Source organism: Aeromicrobium endophyticum, assembly GCF_003586285.1.
Lineage (GTDB): Bacteria > Actinomycetota > Actinomycetes > Propionibacteriales > Nocardioidaceae > Aeromicrobium > Aeromicrobium endophyticum.
In genome coordinates this window covers 88,941-109,543 of the sequence record NZ_QUBR01000003.1, presented here as the reverse complement: position 1 = coordinate 109,543, position 20,603 = coordinate 88,941, and the positions used below count along the sequence as shown (strand labels likewise).

At 68.6% G+C, this 20,603-nt stretch carries 18 protein-coding genes; 4 read left to right on the top strand and 14 right to left on the bottom strand.

Features of this window, described 5'->3' with window-relative positions; all coding sequences use genetic code 11:
* Positions 1-133: 133 nt before the first annotated feature.
* From DX116_RS18680 to DX116_RS18665, 4 genes are all read right to left on the bottom strand, one after another.
* Positions 134-1,306, bottom strand: coding sequence for an aminotransferase class I/II-fold pyridoxal phosphate-dependent enzyme (locus DX116_RS18680; RefSeq protein ID WP_119705811.1), 1,173 nt, complete (start codon positions 1,304-1,306; stop codon positions 134-136).
* Between the two features lie 225 nt (positions 1,307-1,531).
* On the bottom strand, positions 1,532-1,852 hold the full coding sequence (locus DX116_RS18675) for a hypothetical protein (protein ID WP_233556948.1): 321 nt from the start codon (positions 1,850-1,852) through the stop codon (positions 1,532-1,534).
* Positions 1,853-1,930: 78 nt separating this feature from the next.
* Positions 1,931-3,028 carry a 2-oxo acid dehydrogenase subunit E2 gene (locus tag DX116_RS18670; RefSeq protein WP_119705810.1) on the bottom strand — a complete coding sequence of 366 codons (1,098 nt, stop codon included), beginning with the start codon at positions 3,026-3,028 and terminating at the stop codon, positions 1,931-1,933.
* 22 nt (positions 3,029-3,050) lie between these two features.
* A complete protein-coding gene (locus tag DX116_RS18665; protein WP_119705809.1) occupies positions 3,051-5,384 on the bottom strand; it encodes a transketolase-like TK C-terminal-containing protein in 2,334 nt (777 codons plus the stop codon).
* A gap of 227 nt (positions 5,385-5,611) precedes the next feature.
* Here DX116_RS18665 and DX116_RS18660 point away from each other — a divergent pair, with 227 nt between their 5' ends.
* Both DX116_RS18660 and DX116_RS18655 read left to right on the top strand, forming a co-directional pair.
* Positions 5,612-6,052, top strand: a complete 441-nt coding sequence (locus DX116_RS18660; protein ID WP_119705808.1) for an Lrp/AsnC family transcriptional regulator — start codon at positions 5,612-5,614, stop codon at positions 6,050-6,052.
* A gap of 12 nt (positions 6,053-6,064) precedes the next feature.
* Complete coding sequence (locus DX116_RS18655; RefSeq protein WP_119705807.1) at positions 6,065-6,805, top strand: FadR/GntR family transcriptional regulator; 741 nt, start codon at positions 6,065-6,067, stop codon at positions 6,803-6,805.
* Between the two features lie 4 nt (positions 6,806-6,809).
* Here the strand turns inward: DX116_RS18655 and DX116_RS18650 are convergent, their stop codons facing one another.
* From DX116_RS18650 to DX116_RS18615, 8 genes are read right to left on the bottom strand one after another with little or no spacing between them, the layout of a single operon-like run.
* Positions 6,810-8,258 carry an aldehyde dehydrogenase family protein gene (locus tag DX116_RS18650; protein ID WP_119705806.1) on the bottom strand — a complete coding sequence of 483 codons (1,449 nt, stop codon included), beginning with the start codon at positions 8,256-8,258 and terminating at the stop codon, positions 6,810-6,812.
* Position 8,259: 1 nt separating this feature from the next.
* A complete protein-coding gene (locus DX116_RS18645; protein WP_147393724.1) occupies positions 8,260-9,633 on the bottom strand; it encodes a glutamine synthetase family protein in 1,374 nt (457 codons plus the stop codon).
* Positions 9,630-10,400 (bottom strand): SDR family NAD(P)-dependent oxidoreductase, encoded by a 771-nt coding sequence (locus tag DX116_RS18640; RefSeq protein ID WP_119705804.1) that lies wholly within the window; start codon positions 10,398-10,400, stop codon positions 9,630-9,632. The genes DX116_RS18645 and DX116_RS18640 overlap by 4 nt, the downstream gene beginning before the upstream one ends.
* Positions 10,397-11,140: a gamma-glutamyl-gamma-aminobutyrate hydrolase family protein gene (locus DX116_RS18635; RefSeq protein ID WP_199716171.1), complete on the bottom strand. Its 744-nt coding sequence runs from the start codon at positions 11,138-11,140 to the stop codon at positions 10,397-10,399. The genes DX116_RS18640 and DX116_RS18635 overlap by 4 nt, the downstream gene beginning before the upstream one ends.
* Positions 11,137-13,419: a N,N-dimethylformamidase beta subunit family domain-containing protein gene (locus DX116_RS18630; RefSeq protein WP_119705802.1), complete on the bottom strand. Its 2,283-nt coding sequence runs from the start codon at positions 13,417-13,419 to the stop codon at positions 11,137-11,139. Before DX116_RS18630 ends, DX116_RS18635 begins: the two co-directional genes overlap by 4 nt.
* A 40-nt stretch (positions 13,420-13,459) precedes the next feature.
* Entirely contained in the window at positions 13,460-14,458 is a 999-nt protein-coding gene (locus tag DX116_RS18625; protein ID WP_119705801.1) for an ABC transporter permease, read from the bottom strand.
* Complete coding sequence (locus DX116_RS18620; RefSeq protein ID WP_119705800.1) at positions 14,451-15,989, bottom strand: sugar ABC transporter ATP-binding protein; 1,539 nt, start codon at positions 15,987-15,989, stop codon at positions 14,451-14,453. Before DX116_RS18620 ends, DX116_RS18625 begins: the two co-directional genes overlap by 8 nt.
* Before the next feature lie 25 nt (positions 15,990-16,014).
* A complete protein-coding gene (locus DX116_RS18615) occupies positions 16,015-17,223 on the bottom strand; it encodes a sugar ABC transporter substrate-binding protein (protein ID WP_119705799.1) in 1,209 nt (402 codons plus the stop codon).
* A gap of 32 nt (positions 17,224-17,255) precedes the next feature.
* Between DX116_RS18615 and DX116_RS18610 the strand changes: the two genes are divergently transcribed.
* Positions 17,256-18,701 carry an APC family permease gene (locus DX116_RS18610; RefSeq protein WP_119705798.1) on the top strand — a complete coding sequence of 482 codons (1,446 nt, stop codon included), beginning with the start codon at positions 17,256-17,258 and terminating at the stop codon, positions 18,699-18,701.
* Positions 18,698-19,402 (top strand): FadR/GntR family transcriptional regulator, encoded by a 705-nt coding sequence (locus tag DX116_RS18605; RefSeq protein ID WP_119705797.1) that lies wholly within the window; start codon positions 18,698-18,700, stop codon positions 19,400-19,402. The genes DX116_RS18610 and DX116_RS18605 overlap by 4 nt, the downstream gene beginning before the upstream one ends.
* Here DX116_RS18605 and DX116_RS18600 read toward each other — a convergent pair.
* Both DX116_RS18600 and DX116_RS18595 read right to left on the bottom strand, forming a co-directional pair.
* On the bottom strand, positions 19,383-19,700 hold the full coding sequence (locus DX116_RS18600; RefSeq protein ID WP_199716170.1) for a helix-turn-helix domain-containing protein: 318 nt from the start codon (positions 19,698-19,700) through the stop codon (positions 19,383-19,385). The two genes, DX116_RS18605 and DX116_RS18600, sit on opposite strands and share 20 nt — an antisense overlap.
* Before the next feature lie 245 nt (positions 19,701-19,945).
* The gene (locus DX116_RS18595; RefSeq protein WP_119705796.1) at positions 19,946-20,545 is read right to left on the bottom strand and encodes a TetR/AcrR family transcriptional regulator; all 600 of its coding nucleotides are present in this window, start codon (positions 20,543-20,545) and stop codon (positions 19,946-19,948) included.
* Positions 20,546-20,603 lie beyond the last annotated feature (58 nt).

Sequence of the window (20,603 nt, the reverse complement as noted above, 5' to 3'; positions counted from 1 at the left end):
GTCAGCCGAGGGCGTCGCGGTGGCGGGCGCTGCGCTGCAGCACGGCGCGACCGTCGAGCGCACGGGTGCCGCGGGTCCACCGCTGCCCGACCTGAGCCCGCTCGGGGGGCGGGTCGACGGAGCTGGCGGCGTCCTAGTCCAGCTGCTCCACGAACGCCGCCAGCCGGGCGATCCCCTCGCGCAGGTCGTCGGACGACGCCGCGTACGACAGCCGCACGTGGGTCTCGGCCGTGTGCTCGCCGAAGTCTCGGCCCGGGGTGATCGCCACGTGCGCCTCGGTCAGTGCGCGCTCGCAGAACTCCCACGACGAGAGCCCGAACCGGCTCACGTCGACGTACACGTAGAAGGCTCCGTCCGGCTCGACCTCGAGCGGCACGCCGATGGCGGCCAGCCCTTCGGTCACCAGACGCCTCCGATCTGCGAAGATCTCGCGACGCTCCTCGCAGACTGCGAGGGACTCCTGTGTGAAGCACTCCAGGGCTGCGACCTGCGCCGGGTTCGACGCACACAGGAAGTAGTTCTGCGCCAGCCGCTCCATGGCGGGAACCAGCGACTCCGGGACGACGCACCAGCCCAGGCGCCAGCCCGTCATGCCGAAGTACTTCGAGAAGCTGTTGATCACGATCGCGTCCGGGTCGCACGACAGGACGCTGCGCACGCTGGCGTCGTCGGTGCGGTCGCTGAGGTTGAGGTAGATCTCGTCGACGATGCGCCAGGCGTCGTTCGCGCGCGCGAAGGCGCACATGCGTTCCAGCTCGGCGTACGGCACGGACGTGCCGGTGGGATTCGACGGTGTCGCGACCATCAGCGCCTTCGTGCCCTCGGTCCAGGCCGACTCGACGAGCGCGGCGTCGAGCTGGAACCGCGTGGACGCGCCGGCCGGCACCAAGTTGACACGCCCGCCGAACGTCTCGACGAGCTGGCGGTTGCATGGATACGACGGGTCGCCGACCATCACCTCGTCGTCGGGGTCGACGATCGCTGCGAGCACCAGCAGCAGAGCAGCCGACCCGCCTGCCGTAACCACGATCCGGCCCGGATCGACCTCCACCCCGTGCTGGGAGCGGTAGAAGGACGAGATCGCCTCGCGGAGGGCGGGAAGGCCCAGCGCCGACGTGTACGGCAGGGGGCGCCCGTCCATCACGGCACGCATCCCCTCGAGCACGGCGGGTGGGGCGCTGAAGTCGGGCTCCCCCAGGCTCAGCTTGATGACACGATGCCCCTCGGCCTCCAAGGCAACCGCACGTCGGCCGAACTCCATCGCGTAGAACGGGGCGATCGAGGCCGCCCGAGCCGAGATGTTCACCGCACTGCACCGGGAGTCAGGCGGCTCGGGCGAGAAGCCTCGCGCCCGCCTGACATGCGTGGACGTGGGCGCACGACGGCGTCGTGCGCGGCGAACGGTCCGACGTGCGCGAGGGCGGCGTGCATGGCGATGCCAGCACATCCGACTCCCAGCGCCACGATGGCGTCGTAGGGGCGCGGGGTGTTCATAACGTGTCTCCTTCGGTCGTGTCGCGAGCGTCTCGGCTCACAGGACGTCATAGTTCGCGAACGTCGGCGCGAGTCCCCTGGCGTGCTGCAGATCGTCGTTGCCGGCGCCAGCGGCGATGGTCGGCCACACCAAGAACTCGTCGTTGACGCGGAAGTAGATCACGACGGGCACATCGGTGACGTCGACCGCCTCCATGATCACCGAGTCGACGTCTGCCTCCGCATCGCACTCCAGGCCGACGCACCCGAGCGCGTCGGCCAGCCTCGCGAAGTCGGGCACCCGCTGCACCGAGTGGCTCGGGCGCAGGCTCACCCCGTTGACCTTCCCGTCGTAGTAGAGCGTCTGCAGCTGGCGCACCGTCCCGAGCGAGCCGTTGTTGACGACGGCGACCTCGATCGGGATGCCCTCGAGCGCGCGCGGCCAGCTCCTGGTTCGTCATCTGGGAGCACCCGTCGCCGTCGATCGATCACCCAGCGTGAACCTGCCTTGCTCGAGAGTGCCCTTGACGTCGGACAGGTACCGGGCGGCATCGGCACCGTCCACGACGCGGTGGTCGTAGGTCAGCGACAGGTAGATCATGCTGCGGACCGCGATGCTCTCGTCCTCGCCCTCGGTGCCGAGCACGACGGCGCGCCGCGCGACGACCCCCGCCCCGAGGATGGCCACCTGGGGCTGGTTGACGATCGGCGTGTCCATCAACGCTCCGCGGCTGCCCGTGTTGGTGATGGTGAACGTGCCGCCGGACAGGTCGTCCACGCCGATCGTGCCGGACCGGGTGCGCTCCGCGAGGTCCGAGATGCGCACCGCGAGCTCCGTGACGGACAAGTCCCCGGCCCGGCGGATCACGGGAGCCAGCAGACCCCGCTCGGTGTCGACGGCGATGCTCAGGTGCTCGGCGTCCGGGTAGGTGACGGTCCCGGCCTCCATGTCGACCGAGCAGTTGATCTGCGGATACCTGCGCAACCCCTGCAGTGCCGCCGCTGCGATGAACGGCAGGAACGACAGCTTGACCCCACCCTCGGCGGCCACGACGGCATTGTGGCGACGCCTGAGAGCACTGACGGCCGTGACGTCGACCTCGACGATCGTCGTGAGCTGTGCAGAGACCTGCAAGGACTCGATCATGCGCGAGGCGATCGTCTTGCGGAGTCGGGTCAGCTTCTGCGTGGTGCCCCTGATCCCGTCGGACTCGGCCGCAGCCTCGGGCGCAGGGGCAAGGGTTTCCGGCGCAGGCTCGGGTGCCGGCGGTGCAGGAGGCGCGGCCGCAGCCTCGGGTTCGGGTGCCGGGGCGTCCGCAGCCGCCTCGATCGAGGCGATGATCGCACCGACCGCGGCGACCTCGTCCTCGGCGACGTGCAGCTCGATCAGCACGCCCGAGGCCGGGGACTCGATCTCGGTGTCGACCTTGTCGGTCGACACCTCTACGATCGGCTGGCCCTCGGCGATCTTGTCACCGCCCTCGACGAGCCACCGGGAGATGGTCGCGCTCTCGACGCCGTCACCGAGAGCGGGCAGGACGATGGGAATGGTCATGCGAAGGTCCTTTCAGGACGGGTCAGCGGCCGACGAGGGTCAGGGCGGCGTCGACGATCGAGCCGGTGTCGATGCCGTGCAGGGCGTAGGCGTCGTCCAGCCCGCTCGACTGCCCGAAGTCCGAGACCCCTAGGCACCGGATGCGCTCGCCGCGCGCTCCGGCGAGGAACGACAGGGTGTGGGGGTGGCCGTCCATGACCGTCACCAGGGGCGCCGAGGAGCCCGGCGGGAAAAGGGTGCTGATGATGTCGTCGCCGCGCGCCGAGCCCACAGTGCCGCGCTGGTTGAACGACCTGAACACCAGGTCGGGACTGGTGAGGCAGACCACGCCCGCGGTGATGCCGGCGTCGGCCAGGACCTTCGAGGCCGCGATGACCTCGGGCATGATGGCGCCCACGCCGACGAGGGTGACCTGCTCGGTGGCGGGGTCGTGACTCGTCAGCCGGTAGCCGCCTGCCACGGCGTGCTGGCGCCTGCGCTCGAGGAGCACCTGGTCCTCGGGGACGGCGGCCAGCGCCTGGTCGAGCGGGCGGGTCGACAACCGGAAGTACGACGACGTGCCTCCTTCGACGCCGACCCGGCTCATCGCCGCGAGCATGCACCACTCGACGTCCTGCGCGAACGCCGGCTCCCACGCGATGCAGTTCGGCTGCTCGAGCCCGATCGACGGCGTCGTGATCGACTGGTGCGCGCCACCCTCGGGTGCCAAGGTGACGCCCGAGGGCGTGCCGATGATGATCGACTGGCCACCCGAGTAGATGCCGTACGACCAGGGCTCGAGGGCCCGCGGGATGAAGGGGTCGTAGAGCGTCGCGATCGGGATGAGGCGTTCGCCCCACCGCGACCACGTCGCCCCGAGCTCGCCGAGCAGGCACACGAGGTTGACCTCCGCGATGCCCAGCTCGATGTGCTGGCCGCTCGTGACCTCCGACCACTTGAGCACGCGCTCGGTGTCGTCCGCGAACCAGTCGAGCCGGTCCGCGACCGACCACACGCCCGTCTTGTTGATCCACCCGCCCAAGTTCGTCGACGAGGCGACGTCCGGGCTGCAGGTCACGACGCGCTCGGCGATCTCGGGCGCTGCCCGCTTGAAGTCGGCCAGGAACCGGCCGAGCGTGGCCTGCGTCGAGATCGGCGCCTTGTGCGAGCGTGACAGTCGCACCGGCACGTCTCCCGCCGGCTGGGGTGCGATCCTGGGTCTTGCCATCGCAGCAGCGCGTGACGAGCACAGGCCGGCTGCTGCCGAACCGTCCGCGAACGTGGCCCAGGGATCGTCGAGGTCGGCGTCCAGGGCCTGCGCGAGCTCCTTCATCTGGTCCCCGGTGAGCAGGGCGGAGTGGTTGTTGGGATGCCCCTCGGTGGGCAGTCCTCGACCCTTGACGGTGTACGCGAAGATCACTGTCGGACGGGTCTCGTCGACCGTCCGATACGTGTCGAGCAGCAGCCCGATGTCGTGACCTCCCAGGTCGCGCACCGCACGCCCCAGCTCGTCGTGCGGCAGCGACTCCAGCAGCGCGCGCAGCTCCGTCGATCCGGTCTGCCCGACGATGCGATCGGCGATCTCGGACGAGTCGACCCGCAGGAGCCGCTGGTACTCCTCGTTGGACATGTCCTCGAGCCGCGTGCGCAGCTGGTCACCGCCGGGACGTCGGAAGAGCTCCCCGATCGCGCGACCCCACTTGAGCGTGATCACCTGCCAACCTGCCGCCTCGAACATGCCCATGAGTCGGTGGATCTGGACGTCAGGCACCACGCGGTCCAGGGACTGACGGTTCAGGTCGACGATCCACAGCAGCTCGCCCAGCTGCGCGACCGAAGGATCCGCGACAGCCTCCCAGATCGCGCCTTCGTCGAGCTCAGCGTCTCCGAGGAGGCTCACGAACCGTCCGGCCGGCGGTGCGGACGCGAAGTGTGAGCTGACGTAACGGTGCGACATCGCGGCCCACAGCGCCGCGGTCGCGCCGATGCCGACGGAACCGGTCGAGAAATCGACCGTGTCGGGGTCCTTGAGCCGGCTGGGGTACGACTGCAACCCGCCTTTCCCGCGCAACGTCGACAAGTACTTCTCGTCGAGGTCGCCCAGCAGGTAGTTGATCGCGTGAAGGACGGGTGAGGCGTGCGGCTTGACCGACACCCGGTCGATGTTGGTGAGCTCTGAGAACCACAGCGACACCATGATCTCGATCATGGAGGCGCTCGACGCCTGGTGACCGCCGACCTTGACCCCGGTCTCGTTGGGCCGGCCCCTGTTCGCGGCATCCACGATGGCCGTCGAGATCCATCGGACACGATCGGCGATCTCCGACAGCTCGCGGGTGTCGGTGGCGAGTGGGGTGACAGGGACGGTCTGGTTCATGGCGATCCTTCGAGACGGCGTGGACGAGCTGCGGCCTTCTCGGAGTCGGAGACGGGACCGGGTTCCTGGCCCGAGGATCGCTCGGAAGATCAGTTTGGCATATATGCTAGACCAATGAAATCAACCTGGGTGACCGTGCGCGGACAGCGCGAATCATGCCTAACCACCTGGCGGACGCGCACGAATGCTGGCGTCGACGGCACGGATGGTGAGTCGGGGATGACGCCGTGGACGACATAGACCACGAGATCCTGACCATCCTCGAGGCCAACGCACGCACACCGGTCGCCGACATCGCACGACAGGTCCGCCTCTCGGCCGCGCCGGTGTCGCGACGGATCGAGCGCCTCGAGCGCAGCGGCGTCATCAAGAGGTACGTGACGATCGTCGATCGCGGTCTTTCAGGGCAGCTGGACGCGTTCACGGAGATCAGGCTCAGCGGTGCGATGGACACCGCTGAGCTGAGCGACATCATCCGCAAGGTGCCCGAGGTGCGGCAGTTCTTCACGATCGCCGGCGACCCCGACGCTTTGGTCCGCATCCGCGTCTCCGACGTCGACCACCTGCAGCGGGTCGTCAACACGATGCGCCGCACCGGCAAGGTCACCGGGACCAAAACCTTGATCGTCATGCATTCGTGGGACCGGGACGCCGGCGACGTCTCGTAGGATCGAGTCATCATGACCGACCGACCCGCTGTCACCTCCGCGCTGCTGCGCCCGACGCGTCCCCTGACGGGTTACGCAGATGTCGTCGACCTCATCCGCAAGGAGATATCACTCGGCCGCATCCTGCCGGGCGAGCGTCTACCGGCCGAGCGCGTCCTGGCGGTCGAGCTGGGCGTAGCGCGCGACACGCTTCGCCAAGCGCTGCGCGTCCTTCAGGGCAGTGGGCAGATTGCCATCACCCGCGGGGCCGCCGGAGGCGCCGTGGTCCAAGAGACGACCGTGCCCTCCGCTGTCGCTCGCGAGGAGCTGCGCCAACGCAGCGAGCAGCTGCTAGGTCTCCTGGAGTTCCGCAGCGAGCTCGAGACGGTCGCTGCTCGCTTCGCGGCTGAGCGTCGGCAGACGCACGACCTCGAAGAGATGCACGACGCCCAGCAGGCGCTGCTGGCGGCTCCCGGCAAGGAGCAGTCACGACGCGCCGACACCGCCTTCCATCTCGCCGTCGGCCGGGCGTCGGCGAACCCGTACCTGGCCGCCGCGATCGAGGACGCCCGCGCCGTCATGTTCTACCCGGTCGACCTGGTGCCGTTCTCCTTCCTGAAGGAGACGAGTCACGCGGCGCATCACGACATCCTGCAACAGATCGAGCAGGGCGATGCAGAAGGCGCGGCCGCCGCGATGCGTCGACACATCGCGGCGTCGCGGGCCGAGGTCGTGAGCCTGATGGAGGGCGGATGGGACGACGGGCTGTCCTGAGCACTCACATGGGAGGGTCGATCAGATCGACGCCCACCACCTGCTTGCCCGAGTAGAAGTCGAGCACGTCCACGTCGCCGTGGCCGCCCAACCCGCTGTCGCCGAAGAAGCTCTGGGCCGACAGGTCGGCCATGTCGAGCAGGCTGGTCCCGTTGACCTTGACCTCGCCGGCCTCGAGACGAGCGCCGACAGCGACCGCGCGGTCCACGTCGCTGCTGAACACGTAGCCCGTCAGCCCGTGCGGCCCGCTGTTCGCCTGAGCGATGGCATCGTCCAGCGAGCTGTACGGCTCGAGGGCGATCATGGGCCCGAAGACCTCCCCAGGCAGCTCCACCGAGGTCGCGGACGCAACGGTCGGCGCGAAGAACCACCCGTCCTCCGGAATCTCGGCACCGGCGTCGACGCGAGCTCCCCGGACAGCGACCCTCCGGCGCTGCGAGTCCAGGTCGTCCCGCCGCTGCTCGAACGCCATGGGTCCGAGCTCGCTGTCCTCGTCGAAGCTCGAACCGACCCGGATCCGCGACATCCGGTCCACGAGGGCCTCCTGGACGTCGGAGAACACCGACTCGTGCACGAACGCCCGACGGGGCGCTTCACACCACTGGCCGTTGAGCTTGATCATGCCGGTCGCGAGATCGTCCACCACGTCGGCGACTGCCGCATCTGCCATGACGATCGCCGGATTGTTCGATCCCAGCTCGAGCCGCAGACGGGTCAGGTTCGGTGCACTCGCCCGCGCGATCAGACGTCCGGTCGCGGTCGACCCCGTCATGGAGATCGCCTTGATGCGTGGATCGCTGCAGATCTGCTGACCGACCTCGCCGCCACCCAGCACGAGCGAGAACACCCCGGCGGGCAGGTCGACCTCGGCAGCGGCAGCGGCGAGGAGCTCGGCGCTCCACGGCGACGCCGGCGAGGGCTTCAGCACGACGGGAGCTCCCGAGACGAGCGCATACGCCATCTTCTTGACGGCCACCGCGGAGGGCGCGTTCCACGGCGCGATGAGTGCTGTGGGGCCCCACGGACGACGCCGAAGGACGACAGGTCCCTGCGAGGCACCCAGCGGCGACGACTCCCCCAGATCCTCCGCGATCTGGACGGCCGTGCGGATCGTGTCCCCGAGGCTGCCGGCGAACAGCGCCGTCTCACGCATCGTCACGCCGCTGTTCAGGGAGTCGAGCTGCGCGATCTCGTCCTGCCGTGCGTCGACCAGGTCGGCCAGGTGCCGCAGGCGTGACCCCCGTCCCTCCAGACCCAGGTTCTGCCACGCCCCCGACCGGTGGGCGGACGACGCCGCGACGAGTGCCTGCTCGACCTGCTCGAGGGAGGACGAACGACTCTGCTGCAGCGCCTCGCCGGTGTTCGGGTCGTGGAGGTGATCCTCGACCACGACGGCCGACGCAGTCGGAGTTCCGTCGATCCACGTCGACAGCTCGGGAATGGTGATGCTCATGTCAGATCCTGTCGAAGTAGCGGTCGAGGTCCCAGTCGTTGACCGTGGCGAGGAAGGTGCGCCACTCGTGGTCGAGGAGGATGCGGAAGTGATCGACGACCTCGTCGCCGAGCTCGCTGCGCGCGAAGGGCGATGAGGCGAACGCAGCAGAGGCCTCGCCGAGGTGCAGCGGGACCTGTTCGTCGACGGGCGACTCGTAACCGTTGCCCTCGGTCATCGCGGGAGGCTCGATGCCCTGCTCGATGCCCTGGCGCGCCGAGGCGAGCAGTGCCGACAAGGTCAGGTAGGGATTGGTGTCGGCGCCCGGCAGCCGGAACTCGAATCGGATGTCCTCGGGCTTGTGCCCGACGACACGCACCGACGTGGTGCGGTTGTCCAGACCCCAGGTGCGACCCCACCCGGCGACGTCCGAGCTGTTCGCGCGACGGTAGGAGTTGACCGTCGGTGCGTACCAGGCCATGAAGGTCGGCACCTCTTGCAGCACCCCGCCGATCGCGCTCAGCATCCTGTCGCCCAAGTGAGCCGGTGACGCGTCGTCCCAGAAGGCGGAGGCGCCGTCGGCGTCGAGCACCGAGAAGTGGACGTGGCACGACGACCCCGGCTGGCCGGCGTTGAGCGGCTTGGCCATGAATGTCGCACTCATTCCTGCGGCTGCGGCCGAGTCGCGGACCGCGAGCTTGTACAGCGCGTGACGGTCCGCCATCTCGAGGGGGTCGCCGTAGCGGAAGGTCATCTCCCACTGGCCGGTGCCCCACTCGGACTGGGCAGCCTCCATCTCGATGCCGGACGCCTTCAGGTCCGACCTGAGCTTGCGGAAGAACGGCTCATACGTGTTGCCCTCGTGGATCATGAAGTCCGCCGGGACGATCGTCGTGGGCTCCAGCCCCCTGAAACCGGCCTGTCGCAGCTCACGCGGATCATTGCGGAACAGGTAGAACTCCAGCTCGGTGCCCATCTTGGCTCGCAGCCCCAGCTCGCCGAAGCGCTCGATCTGGTCACGCAGGATGACGCGCGGCGACAGGGGCAGGAACTGCTGCTTGGCAGCGTCCCACGGGTCGGCGAGGCAGATGGCGATCCCGTCGAGCCACGCCGCAGGCCTCAGCGTGGTCAGGTCGGGCCTGAAGGTGACGTCCGGCACGCCGTTGTGCATCCCGCACAGGGGGAACACGTCGGCCTCGACCAGCGCGAGGTCCTGCGTCAGGTCCCAGGCGTACACGCAGGTACAGACCTCGACCCCGTCACGCAGGATCCGGTCGAACGACTCCGCGGGAACGCGGCGACCCACCAGACGTCCTTGCAGGTCCGGGGACGCAACGACGACCGTGTGGTAACCGAGATCGACCAGGTCGGCCGGGTCGATGACGTAGTCGTTCATCGCGTCAGCCACCCGCCGTCGACCGGCAGCTGGACGCCGTCGATGAACGAGGCGTCGTCGGACAGCAGGAAGGACACGGCCGCAGCGATGTCGGCCGGCAGCCCGACGCGCGGCACGAGGAGCCGCTGCTTCATGACGTCGAGTCCCGCGTCGGAGGTGACCAGGTCGTAGTCGAAGAAGTCCGTCGCGATGGGACCGGGTGCCACGCAGTTGACCCGGATGTTGTCCTGGGCCAGCTCGATGGCCAGCGCCTTGGTGAGCATCGGGACGCCGCCCTTGGAGGCGTTGTAGTGCGGCTGAGTGGTTGCCCCGGACGTCACCACCACGATCGCCTCGACCGTCGAGAGGTTGACGATCGCGCCGCCGCCCGACGCTGCGATCAACGGTGCCACGGTCTGAGCCACGAGGAACTGGCCCTTGAGATTGACATCGAGCACGAGGTCCCAGGCGTCGTCCGTGAGGTCGCGGAACGAGTGCTGCGTCACGAGACCGGCATTGTTGACGAGAAGGTGGAGCGCCCCCCACTCCTCCTTCGTCGCATCCACAGCGGCCTCGATGGCGGGGCGGTCGCGGACATCGACTGCAGCCGCTCGCGCGCTGCCGCCCGCCTCGACGATCGCGGACGCGGTCGACTCGGCGAGCTCCAGGTTGACGTCGGTCACCATGATCGCGGCACCGTCGCGGGCCAGGCGCATGGCCGTCTCGCGCCCGATGCCCGATCCGGCACCGGTGATGAAGGCGATCTTGCCGTCGTGGACTGTGGTCATGCTGCACTCTCCTGAAGCTTGCGGTCGACACAGGCGTCGACCAACCAGTTGAAAATGGGATCGGTGATGAAGCACTCGGGATGCCACTGCACCCCGATGACGGGACGACCGGCGACCTCGAACGACTCCACGACGCCGTCGCTCGCCCGTCCCGTGACGAAGACGTCGCGGCCCGGCTGCTCGACGGCCTGGTGGTGGAACGAGTTGACTGCCGCCGCCTCCCCGTAGAGGGCGTGCATCGTCGACCCGTGCTCGAAGGTGACGGTGTGCGATCGGTGGGCGCGCGGATAGGCGTAGGACCCGTGCGACTCCCCCACCCCCGTCGGCAGGTCGGCGACCAGGGTGCCCCCGAGCGCGACGTTCAACAGCTGCGCACCTCGACAGATGCCGAGCATCGGCGTGCCCGACTCGAGGGCGCAGGCGGCGAGGCCCAGCTCGAACTTGTCGCGGATCGGCTCGAGCACTCCGGACCGAGGGTTGGGCACGGCGCCGTACTTGCGCGGGTCCACGTCGGCTCCACCCACGAACAGCAGGCCGTCGACGACGTCGACCGCGTCCTGCGGATCGAGGTCGAGGGGCAGGTGCATCGGGATGCCCCCGGCCGCCAGCACTGAGGCCGCGTACTCGCCCATGTAGACGTCGACCGGCGCGTCGTCGAACCCCGGGGGGCCGGCGGTCACACGACCCGGCATCCGTCGTCCGGTCAGCCCGATGACGGGCTTGGGCTGTGCGGTTCTCACTGCTCTCCTTCGATGGACGGGTGCTGGTCGTCGGTATCGCCGTCCGGCCGTGGAAGGCCGGCGAAGCGTCTGAGGACGTTCTCCGTCATGCGGGCGATGCCGTTGTGGCCGCCGTTCTCGAGCAGCGCGCCTGAATAGGCGATCGAGCCAGCCGCGAAGACCTCGCCGCCGGACGGTGTCCGGAAGTAGACGATGTCGCTCCTGACCTCAGGGTCGACCTGCCCGCCGTGCTGGCCGTCGAGGATGAACGCCACCTCCTCGGGGACGCGCTGGTAGTAGTTCGAGTGATCGCGCGACGAGGCCAGCAGCACGGCATCCGGTGGGGTGCCGAGGGTGGCGTCGGCCCGATCGAGCTCGTCGCCGGCCGCACCGCCCATGACCCGCCCGTAGGCGCCCAGCGGCTCCTCGTCGACACCCTCGAAGATCCAGGCGACCTCGGGCGACCGGGAGGCCTCGGACCGGTGGTACGGCTGCGACCCGCCCCACCCCTGGGCGGTCATGCCGATGCCGACCAACTTCTGCGGCGCGCGTCCGCGGTGCCGCCAGAGGCCACCGTGCTCACGAGTCGACACCAGGCCGGTCTCGCCCGGTTCGGACGTCCAGGCGTTGATCGCGCCGTGTCCACGCCGAATCTCGACGACGAGGGGTTGGTCGGACACGACTCCGGTCACCCAGTAGAAGCCGTTGCCACCGAGGTACATGATGCGACCGCCCTCATCTCGGTACTGCTCCAACGAGTCGAGCATCGCGCCGCTGTAGTACTCGGGATGCGCTCCCGTCATCACGACCTCGTAGCTCGACAGGAAGCCCGAGCCCCATGCGTGCAGCTCGTGGTCGGTGATGACATCGAACGGCACGTCGATCGACGTCAGCCACTCGATCAGGTACATCTCGGCGGAGAATCCTCGTCCGCTCTCGCTGAGCCACATCGAGTAGTCGTGCCGCATGTTGACGATGGGCCGTGACGCGCTCGAGAACACGACTCCGTCGCCGTCGCTGTGCTTGTCGTACTGCGACAGCCCGAAGGTCCGGTTGCCCACGTGGGCCAGATCCGACTCGTTGGGGTGGACGGGTGCCCCGCCGGTCACCTCGCCGTCCATCCCCTCGAACAGCGCCTCGTTGGCGTAGGCGAGGTACGTGAAGGTCGGCAGCACCACGACGACCTTGTTGGCCGGACTAGTGCGCGGCGGGCACACGCAGAACGGGACGGTGTCGGTCTCGTCGCCGACCGACACCTTGAGCCCGTAGACGCCGCTGGGCAGGTCGCGGGGCAGCGTGCCTTCGATCGACTGGGCCCATCCGGCGTCGACGACGTCGGTGTCGTGGAAGTGGATCGCCGCGTACTGCGTGGGTGCCTCCCAGAAGTGGTGGATCTCGCCGTTCCAGGCGTGCCCCGTCACGCCTGGGGTCGGAAGGTTCGCGAGGAGTCCGGCCCCGACACCACCGATGGCCGTGACGTTCTCCAGTGCCCCCCGGCCTGGCTGGGCGACGTTCCACGCACCGACGAGTCGACCGCCGCCGAGCTGGTCCAACGGCCGCTCCGACGAGGCCATGCGCCTCAACGTCTCGTCGCCGACGACGCCATGAGCCACGAACGGCCAGCCGATCTTGCCGGTGAACGTCGATGCAGCCGTCCCGCGGACGACCTCGCCGGCGCGCTCCGTCGTCGCCGGGAACGTCCCCGCGACCACCGCGGATCGAAGGGTCAGCGGCTCGACGTCCGCGTCCTGCTCCGCCGACTCGTCGGGGATCAGGGCGTCGAGGCCGATCGCATGCACTCCGAGTCCGGCTCCCGTCCCTGCCGTCCCTGCCACCAGGTACCAGTGGTGCGGGTGGAGAGGAGTCGACGCCGACGCGCGCGTCTCCCCCGCAGCTGTTGCGCGCATCACTGTCACGGCCCCGTCGAGAAGCCCCAGGGTGAGGTGGTCCTCGTCGTCCCCGACCGACACGATGGCTTGGAATCCCGGTCGCGCAGCCGATGACAGGCGCACGAGCGCTCCCAGCGTCAGGGCGTCGTAGGACGTGCTCCGACCGATGAAGTCAGCCGTCATGAACGAGCCGAAGGTTCCGTCCTGACCATCGATCCGGAAGCCCCTGGGGCCGTCCCAGTCGACCGGGGTGGTCTGTCCCTCCTTCCCGGGCGAGTCCAGGGCCGCGTCGATGCGGACCAGCTCGACCGATGCGTCGGCGGACGACGGGTTCGAGGCGAACAGTCGGACAGGGTCGCCCGGCTCATAGGACAGCCGGTCGGTGTACGACGTGAGGATGCTGGGTATCACGATGCCTCCTGGCAGCGAGGTGTGGACGGGACAGGACGTTTCAGAACTTCTTGCGAACCCAGAACCTCAGGCCTTCCAGCGCGGCGGCGAGCACTAGCACCGCACCCGTCAGGATTCCACTGACCTCTGGTCCGACGTTGAGGAGCGTGATGCCGTTGGCGAGGATGCCCATGAGCCACACCCCGAGCACGACCCGCCAGATGGCACCGCGCCCGCCGGTGAACGGGATGCCGCCGAGCAGGACGGCGGTCAGGACGCTGATCTCGAAGCCGGCGCCGAGGGTGCCGCTGGGTGCGCTGTCGAGACGGGCGACGGTCAGGAGACCCGCCACGCTGGCGAGCAGACCTACGACGAGGTAGAGGACGAACACGAGCCGGCGGACGGAGATGCCGCTCAGGAACGCGGCGCGGGCATTCACCCCGACCGCGATGACATGCCGGCCGAACGGCAGCCGGTTCATGACGATCATCGCGATCCCGACAGCGGCGACCGCCAGGATCACCAGGTACGAGACGCCGAAGAGCTTGCCGGCACCGAAGCTCGAGACCGACTCGGGGAATCCGAAGATCGAGCCGGGCGCCAGGAACTGCGCGAGGCCGCGACCGGCGGCCAGCATGCCGAGCGTGACGACGATGGGCGAGAGCTGGAAGATGCCGATCAGCGTTCCGTTGAGGGCACCGGCCACCAGACCGACGAGCAGCCCGACCACGACTCCCAGCAGGACGCCCTGCGACTGGAACGTCAGCGCCGCACTGACTCCCGAGACCGCCATGACCGATCCCACCGAGAGATCGACGTAGCCAGCCATGAGCAGAAGCGCCGCCCCGGTCGCCAGGATCATGAGCGGAGCGACCTGCATCGCGACGACCAAGAGGTTGTCGACCGTGAGGAACACCGAACGTGACACGGCGAAGAAGATCATCAGCACGACCGTGGCGATCGGCATGACGGCGTCGATGGCCAGGAGGTACCGCGAACCGCGTTCGGGTCGCGCTGCGGTCCGGGGCGGAGCCGCGGCAGCTGCCGGAGCACTAGACATGGGACAGTCCTTCCGTAGGGAACGCGGCCCCGGCGGGACCGTCGGAGTGAGCGAGGGCGACGAGCTCCTGCTCGTCCACGGTCGCGGGGAGGACCCCGGCGACGACCGAGTCCACCAGCACGACGATCCGATCCGCCAGGGCGAGGACCTCTTCGGGGTCGCTGGAGACGAACAGGACCGCCTTGGACTCGAGGCGCGCGAAGGTTCGCAGCAAGTGGTAGATCTCCTCGCGCGCGCCGACGTCGACACCCTGCGTCGGTTCGTCGAGGAGCATCACGCTGGCGGTCCCCAGCTGACCGAGCCAGCGTCCGACCGCGAGCTTCTGCGCGTTCCCGCCTGAGAAGCTGTCGGCCTCGAGCGTCGCGCGAGCCGGTCGCAGGTGGACCATCTCCGCGATGCCGTCGAAGATCTGTGACTCGCGCGATCTCTTGCGCCACGGGGTGCTGAGCACCGAGTAGTGCGGCATCAGCAGGTTTTCCATCGCCGACATCGAGCCGAACAACGACTGCTCCTTGCGATCCGACGCCACCAGAACCACGCCGTCGGCGCGTGCGTGCGACGGCGAGCGGGTGCTCACCTCGCGCCCCGACAACGTCACGGTGCCCGCCGTCGGACGGACGCCGGCCAGCCCCTCGACCAAGTTCGTCCGTCCTGAACCGAGCAGTCCGAAGATGCCGACGATCTCGCCATCGTGCACCGACAGGTCGATCGGTGGACTGCCGGCCACGGAGAAGTCCCGGACGTCGAGGAGCACCCGGTCGGAGCTCGACGACGCGGGTCTGCTGTCGGCGGAGGCGGCCTGCCCCGCGGTGGTCGAGATCGCCGCGATCAGATCGTCCATCCCGAGCTCGGCGGTGTCGTGCGTCCACAGGACCTCGCCGTCGCGCAGCACCGTCACGCGGTCGGAGACCTGCAGCACCTCCCGCAGCAGGTGGGTCACGTAGACGACGGCGATCCCGTCGTCGTGGGCCAGCCGCTGCACCAGACCCAGCAGCAGCTGTGCCTCGTCCGCGCTCAGCGCCGCGGTGGGCTCGTCGAGGATCAAGAGGGACGGGCGGTGACGGATGGCCTTCGCGATCTCGACCAGCTGGCGCTGTCCGACCGACAACGTGCCCACGAGCTGGGTCGCGTCGAAGTCGGCACCCACCGACCGCAGCACCCGGTTCGCCGTGGCGACCTGCTCCCCGATCCGGGTCGTCCCGCTCCTGCTTTTCAGCTCGCCGCCGAGGTACAGGTTGTCGGCGACCGACAGGTCGTCGATGAGCTGGAAGTGCTGGTAGATGATCGCCGTGCCCGCGTCGAAGGCCTGCTGGGGAGTGAAACCCTCATGCGTATCGTCCCCGATGACGACGACCCCGGAGTCAGGCCGCACGGCGCCGCTCAGGCATCCCAGCAGCGTTGACTTGCCCGCGCCGTTCGGTCCGAGCAGGGCGTGCACCTCGCCGCCCACGAAGTCCAGGTCCACGCCGCGCAGGACCTCGTTCGGCCCATAGGACTTTCGCAGTCCCCGCATCGACAGTGCTGTGGTCATCGGATTCGCTCCTCGGCAGCCGTTGCTACTTGACCTGCAGCTGGGCGATGAGCGCGTCGAGCTTCGCCGGATCGTCGAGAGTCGCCGGCACCACGGCCGCCTGGGTCTCGGTCTCCCCCTCGCCGTCGACCGCGTTGACGGAGTTGTCCACGATGTCGCCGGCCAGATCGATCATGTCGATGGCTGCGGAGATCTTGTACGAACCGCCCGCCTTGACTGCTTCAAGTGCTTCCAGAGCGCCGTCCTGACCGCCGATGAACACCTCGGCCGGGTCGATCCCGGCGTTCTTGAACGCCTTCGCGGCACCGAGCGCGGCGTCGTCGTTGAGTCCGACGAAGATGCGCAGGTCCGGGTACTGACGCAGCAACGACTCGGTCTTCTCGAGGCCGCACGCCTGGTCGGCGCAGTCCTGCTTCGAGACGACCTTCACGCCCGCGTCGGTGATGGCCTTGATCGGCTCCTCCCACCGGCCCTTCACGTCCGGAAGCGCCTCGAGCGTCGTCACTGCTGCCGTGACCTTCCCTGCCACCTGGTTCGTCTCGATGAACGAGGCCGCCGCCTCGCCGATGAGCTTGCCGCTCTGGACGTTGTCGAATCCGGTGTAACCGTCGGCACCCTTGGCGGGACTGGCGTACGTGAGCCACTTGATGCCCTTCTCCTGCGCGCTCTTCTGCAGCGTCGCGATCGACGAGGCGTCTACGGGGAAGACGACGATGGCATCGACGCCCTGCGTCACCCAGGTCTCGATCGTCGAGCGCTGGGAGCCGAGGTCATTGGCCTGGGTGTTGTCCATCAGGACGTCGACGCAGCCGTTCTCCTTCGCCTTCTTCTCGATGTTGAGCTTCAGCGCCTTGACGAAGGCGGCCTCGCCGACCGGGTGGCTGAAACCGATCGTGTACTCCTTGGCGCAGTCCGCCGACGATCCCGAGCTGTCGGAGCCGCAGGCGCCGAGGCCCAGTGCGACCGCGCTGGCGACGGCTGTGAGCGAAACGAGACGTCGGGGGTTCTTCAGGCTGATCATGTTCTCTCCGATGCTTGGAAAATGATGCGCCGCCTCCGCCGAGACCCGGCCGCTGCGCGTTGGCACAGATGCTAGACCAATAGACCAGCGATAGATAGCGATCTGGCGAACTTCTGTCATTTGGTCCGAGATCGCTGCAACCGCAGGCGAGAACCTGACCAAGCTCGCTCTCGCAGCACGTTCACGGGCCGAATGGTAGGTGATACAGTCCATTCGTTCATCAACCGCGGCAGTCGGAGGACCTCATGGAGACACGGCGCGACCCGGGCCTGAGATCCGGCAGCATCTCCCTCTGGGGCATCGTCTTCATGGTCGTCGCGACAGCCGCGCCACTCACCGCCATGGCCACCGCCCTGCCGCTGGTCGTGGCGTTCGGCAACGGAGTCGGCGCACCCGGCACGTTCCTGGCGGTCGCGGTGGTGCTCACCCTGTTCGCGGTCGGGTACTCGGCGATGAGCGCCCACGTGGTGAACGCCGGGGCGTTCTACGCCTACATCAGCGCCGGCCTCGGTCGACGCCTCGGCATGGCATCCGGGCTCGTCGCCGTGGTCGCCTACAACGTGCTGACGATCTACATAGCCGGTCTGTTCGGATACTTCGCCCAACAGACGTGCCGTGTCGAGCTCGGCATCGACCTCCCGTGGTGGCTGTACACGTCGGGCGCCCTCGGCATCGCCCTGGCCCTCGGCATCCGCGGACTGGAGGTCAACGTCCGCACGCTCGGCGTCATCCTTCTCGTCGAGACGGGCCTGCTGGTCGCCTTCGACGTCATGTGGCTGTTCCGCAACGGTGTCGGCGCCCTGCCGTTGGAGTCGCTCGAGCTGGCGCAGGTGTTCTCCGGATCTCCTGGCCTGGCGCTGCTCTTCGCCGTGACCTGCTTCATCGGCTTCGAGGCGACGGCGATCTTCGGCGAGGAGGCTCGCGACCCGCACGCGACCGTCCCACGTGCCACGTACATGGCCATCACCGTCATCGGCACCCTCTACGTCATCACCGCATGGGTGCTGGTCGCGGCCAACGGCGGTGTCGACGCGGGCACGATCGCTTCCGCCAATCCCGGCACGTTCACCGTCGACGCGCTGTCGACCGTGCTCGGAAGCAGGTCGACCGATGTCGCGAACTGGCTCCTGCTGTCCAGTCTCCTGGCTGTCCTGATGGCCCTGCACAACATGTCGGCGCGGTACTTCCTGGCTTTCGGACGCGAGCGGGTGCTCCCGCTCTGGCTGGCCTCGACGCATCCGGTCCGGCGCACACCCCGCAACGCCGGTCTCGCCCAGGCGGCCATCACGGCCGCAGTCGTCGCGGCCTACGCCGTCGCAGGAGCCGATCCGTACGTCGACCTGGGCTCCCAGACCGCTGGTGTCGGCTCGCTGTCAGTCATCGCCCTGATGGCCGCCTGCTCGTTCTCGGTCCCGTTCTACTTCCGTCACCGGGGCTCGCTCATGATCTGGCCCCATGTCGTGGCGCCCGTCACCGCAGGCCTGGCGCTTGCCTACTTCGCGTTCCTCATCGTCGACAACTTCGCGGTGGTCACAGGTAGCTCGTCGGACCTGGTCAACGCGCTGCCGCTCGCGATCCCGGTCGTCGCGGTGGTGGGGTTCGTGGTCGGCGGACGTCGCCGCGGCGTCGCGATCCTCGACGCTGTCGGCACCACCGCCGCGCCGGATGAGAATGTCGGCGACGTCTCGTGACGGGGGTCGACGACCTGCGGCCTGGCCGAACCCTGTCCGGGTACGCCGACGTCGTCGAGTTCGTCCAGCGCGAGGTCTCGCTCGGACGACTCGTGCCCGGTCAGAAGCTGCCGGCGGAGCGCAAGCTGGCCGAGCACCTCGGGGTGGCGCGCGAGACGTTGCGTCAGGCGCTGCGGGTGTTGGAGGGGTCGGGGCAGGTCGTGATCGTCAGAGGGACGGCTGGCGGCGCCGTCATCCAGGACACCGGCCTCGCGCCACACGTAGCCCTGCACGTGCTGCGACAGCGGCGTGATGACCTGCTGGACCTCGTCGAGTTCCGCAGCGAGCTGGAATCGGTGGCGGCCCGGATGTCGGCGAGCAGACGCGCGAGCCAACACCTCGACGAGATGGCCGATGCCCAGGACGCCCTGCACTCGGCCGAGAACAAGGACCAGTCGCGACGAGCCGACACCGCATTCCACCTCGCCGTGGCTCGCGCGAGCGGCAACCCGCCACTCGCAGCCGCCATCGAGGACGCCCGGGCCAGCATGTTCCACTCGGTGGACCTCGTGGACTACGAGTTCATCAAGGAGTCCAGCCACGCTCAGCACCAGCTCGTGTTCGAGAGCATCGTCGCCGGCGACGGGGCTGCCGCCGCCGAGCACATGCGCCGACACGTCGAGCTGTCTCGCCTCGAGATGCTCAAGATGATCGACGGCTGACGACGCCCTTGCGTCGGAACGTCTCGCGGTACTGCGTCGGCGACAGGCGCAGCTCGCGGACGAGGGCGCGGCGCATCGCCTCGGGCGTGCCGTACCCGCAGACGTGCGCGATGCGGTTGACGCCGTCGACCGTCTCGGTGAGCATCCGCTGCGTGGCCTCGAGCCGAACCAGGTCGACGTACCGTCTGGGACCGATGCCGATCTCGGTCGCGAAGGCTCTCGCGAAGTGCCGAGGCGACAGGCCGGCGCGGTCGGCGAGCGCCGCGACCGACAGATCGCTTCGGAGATTCTCCGCCACTGAGTACTGGACCTCGCGCAGGGGTCGGACCTCGCGGTCTGACCGGACAGCGTCGCGCTCATCTGCGCCCGGTGACCGGGACTGCGCAGCGGCGCGAGTTAGCGACGCGTCACTGCCTATCGCCTCGTCGAAGATTCCGATGGTCGTCCCTGCCTGCATTCGGCGTGGCGCCGGTGCTCGTCGACCCGGGCGACTCCCGATGCGGTCCAATATAGATCGACCGACGCAGCCACGCCGTCAGCTTCTCACTTGCGGAGTGGCGCTACTGCGTCCATCTCGGCGAGCTGCTCCTCGATCGTCGGGAGCATCAGCTGGACGGCCGCGTCGACCACGCCGTCGACCTGGTCGAGCGGCAACCTGCCTGCGATGACGAGAGCGCTGATGCCCTCGAGCGTTCCCGCGAGCAGGTAGGGCGTGACACCGGGTCCACGTACGTCGCGCTCCCCCAGCATCGACCGCCCGAGGGCGAAGAAGCGTTCGGCAGCCTCCCTGGTCAGGGATCCCCCGGCGCCGGGCCCGCCGGCGAACATCAGCTGCATGAGGGCTCCGTTGTCCACGGCGAACCGGACGTGCGCGTGAGCGTACGTGCTCAGCCGTGCCGACAGCTCGTGCTGGGTGTCGGCCGCCGCCAGCCGTCGGGTGAGGTCGGCGAAACCATCGGCGGCGATGGCGTCGATGAGCTCGTCGCGGGAGCTGAAGTGGCGGACCGGGGCGCTGTGGCTGACCCCGATCCGCTTGGCGAGCCCGCGCAGGCTGATCGCGCGGGCCCCCTCCTCCTCGAGCTGTCGTCGCCCCTCGGCCACGAGGGCCTCGCGAAGGCTTCCGTGGTGGTAGGACGTGGGCATGCCACCACTGTACGCCAATGTAGACACTTGACTACTTTGTAGTCACCTGCCTACATTA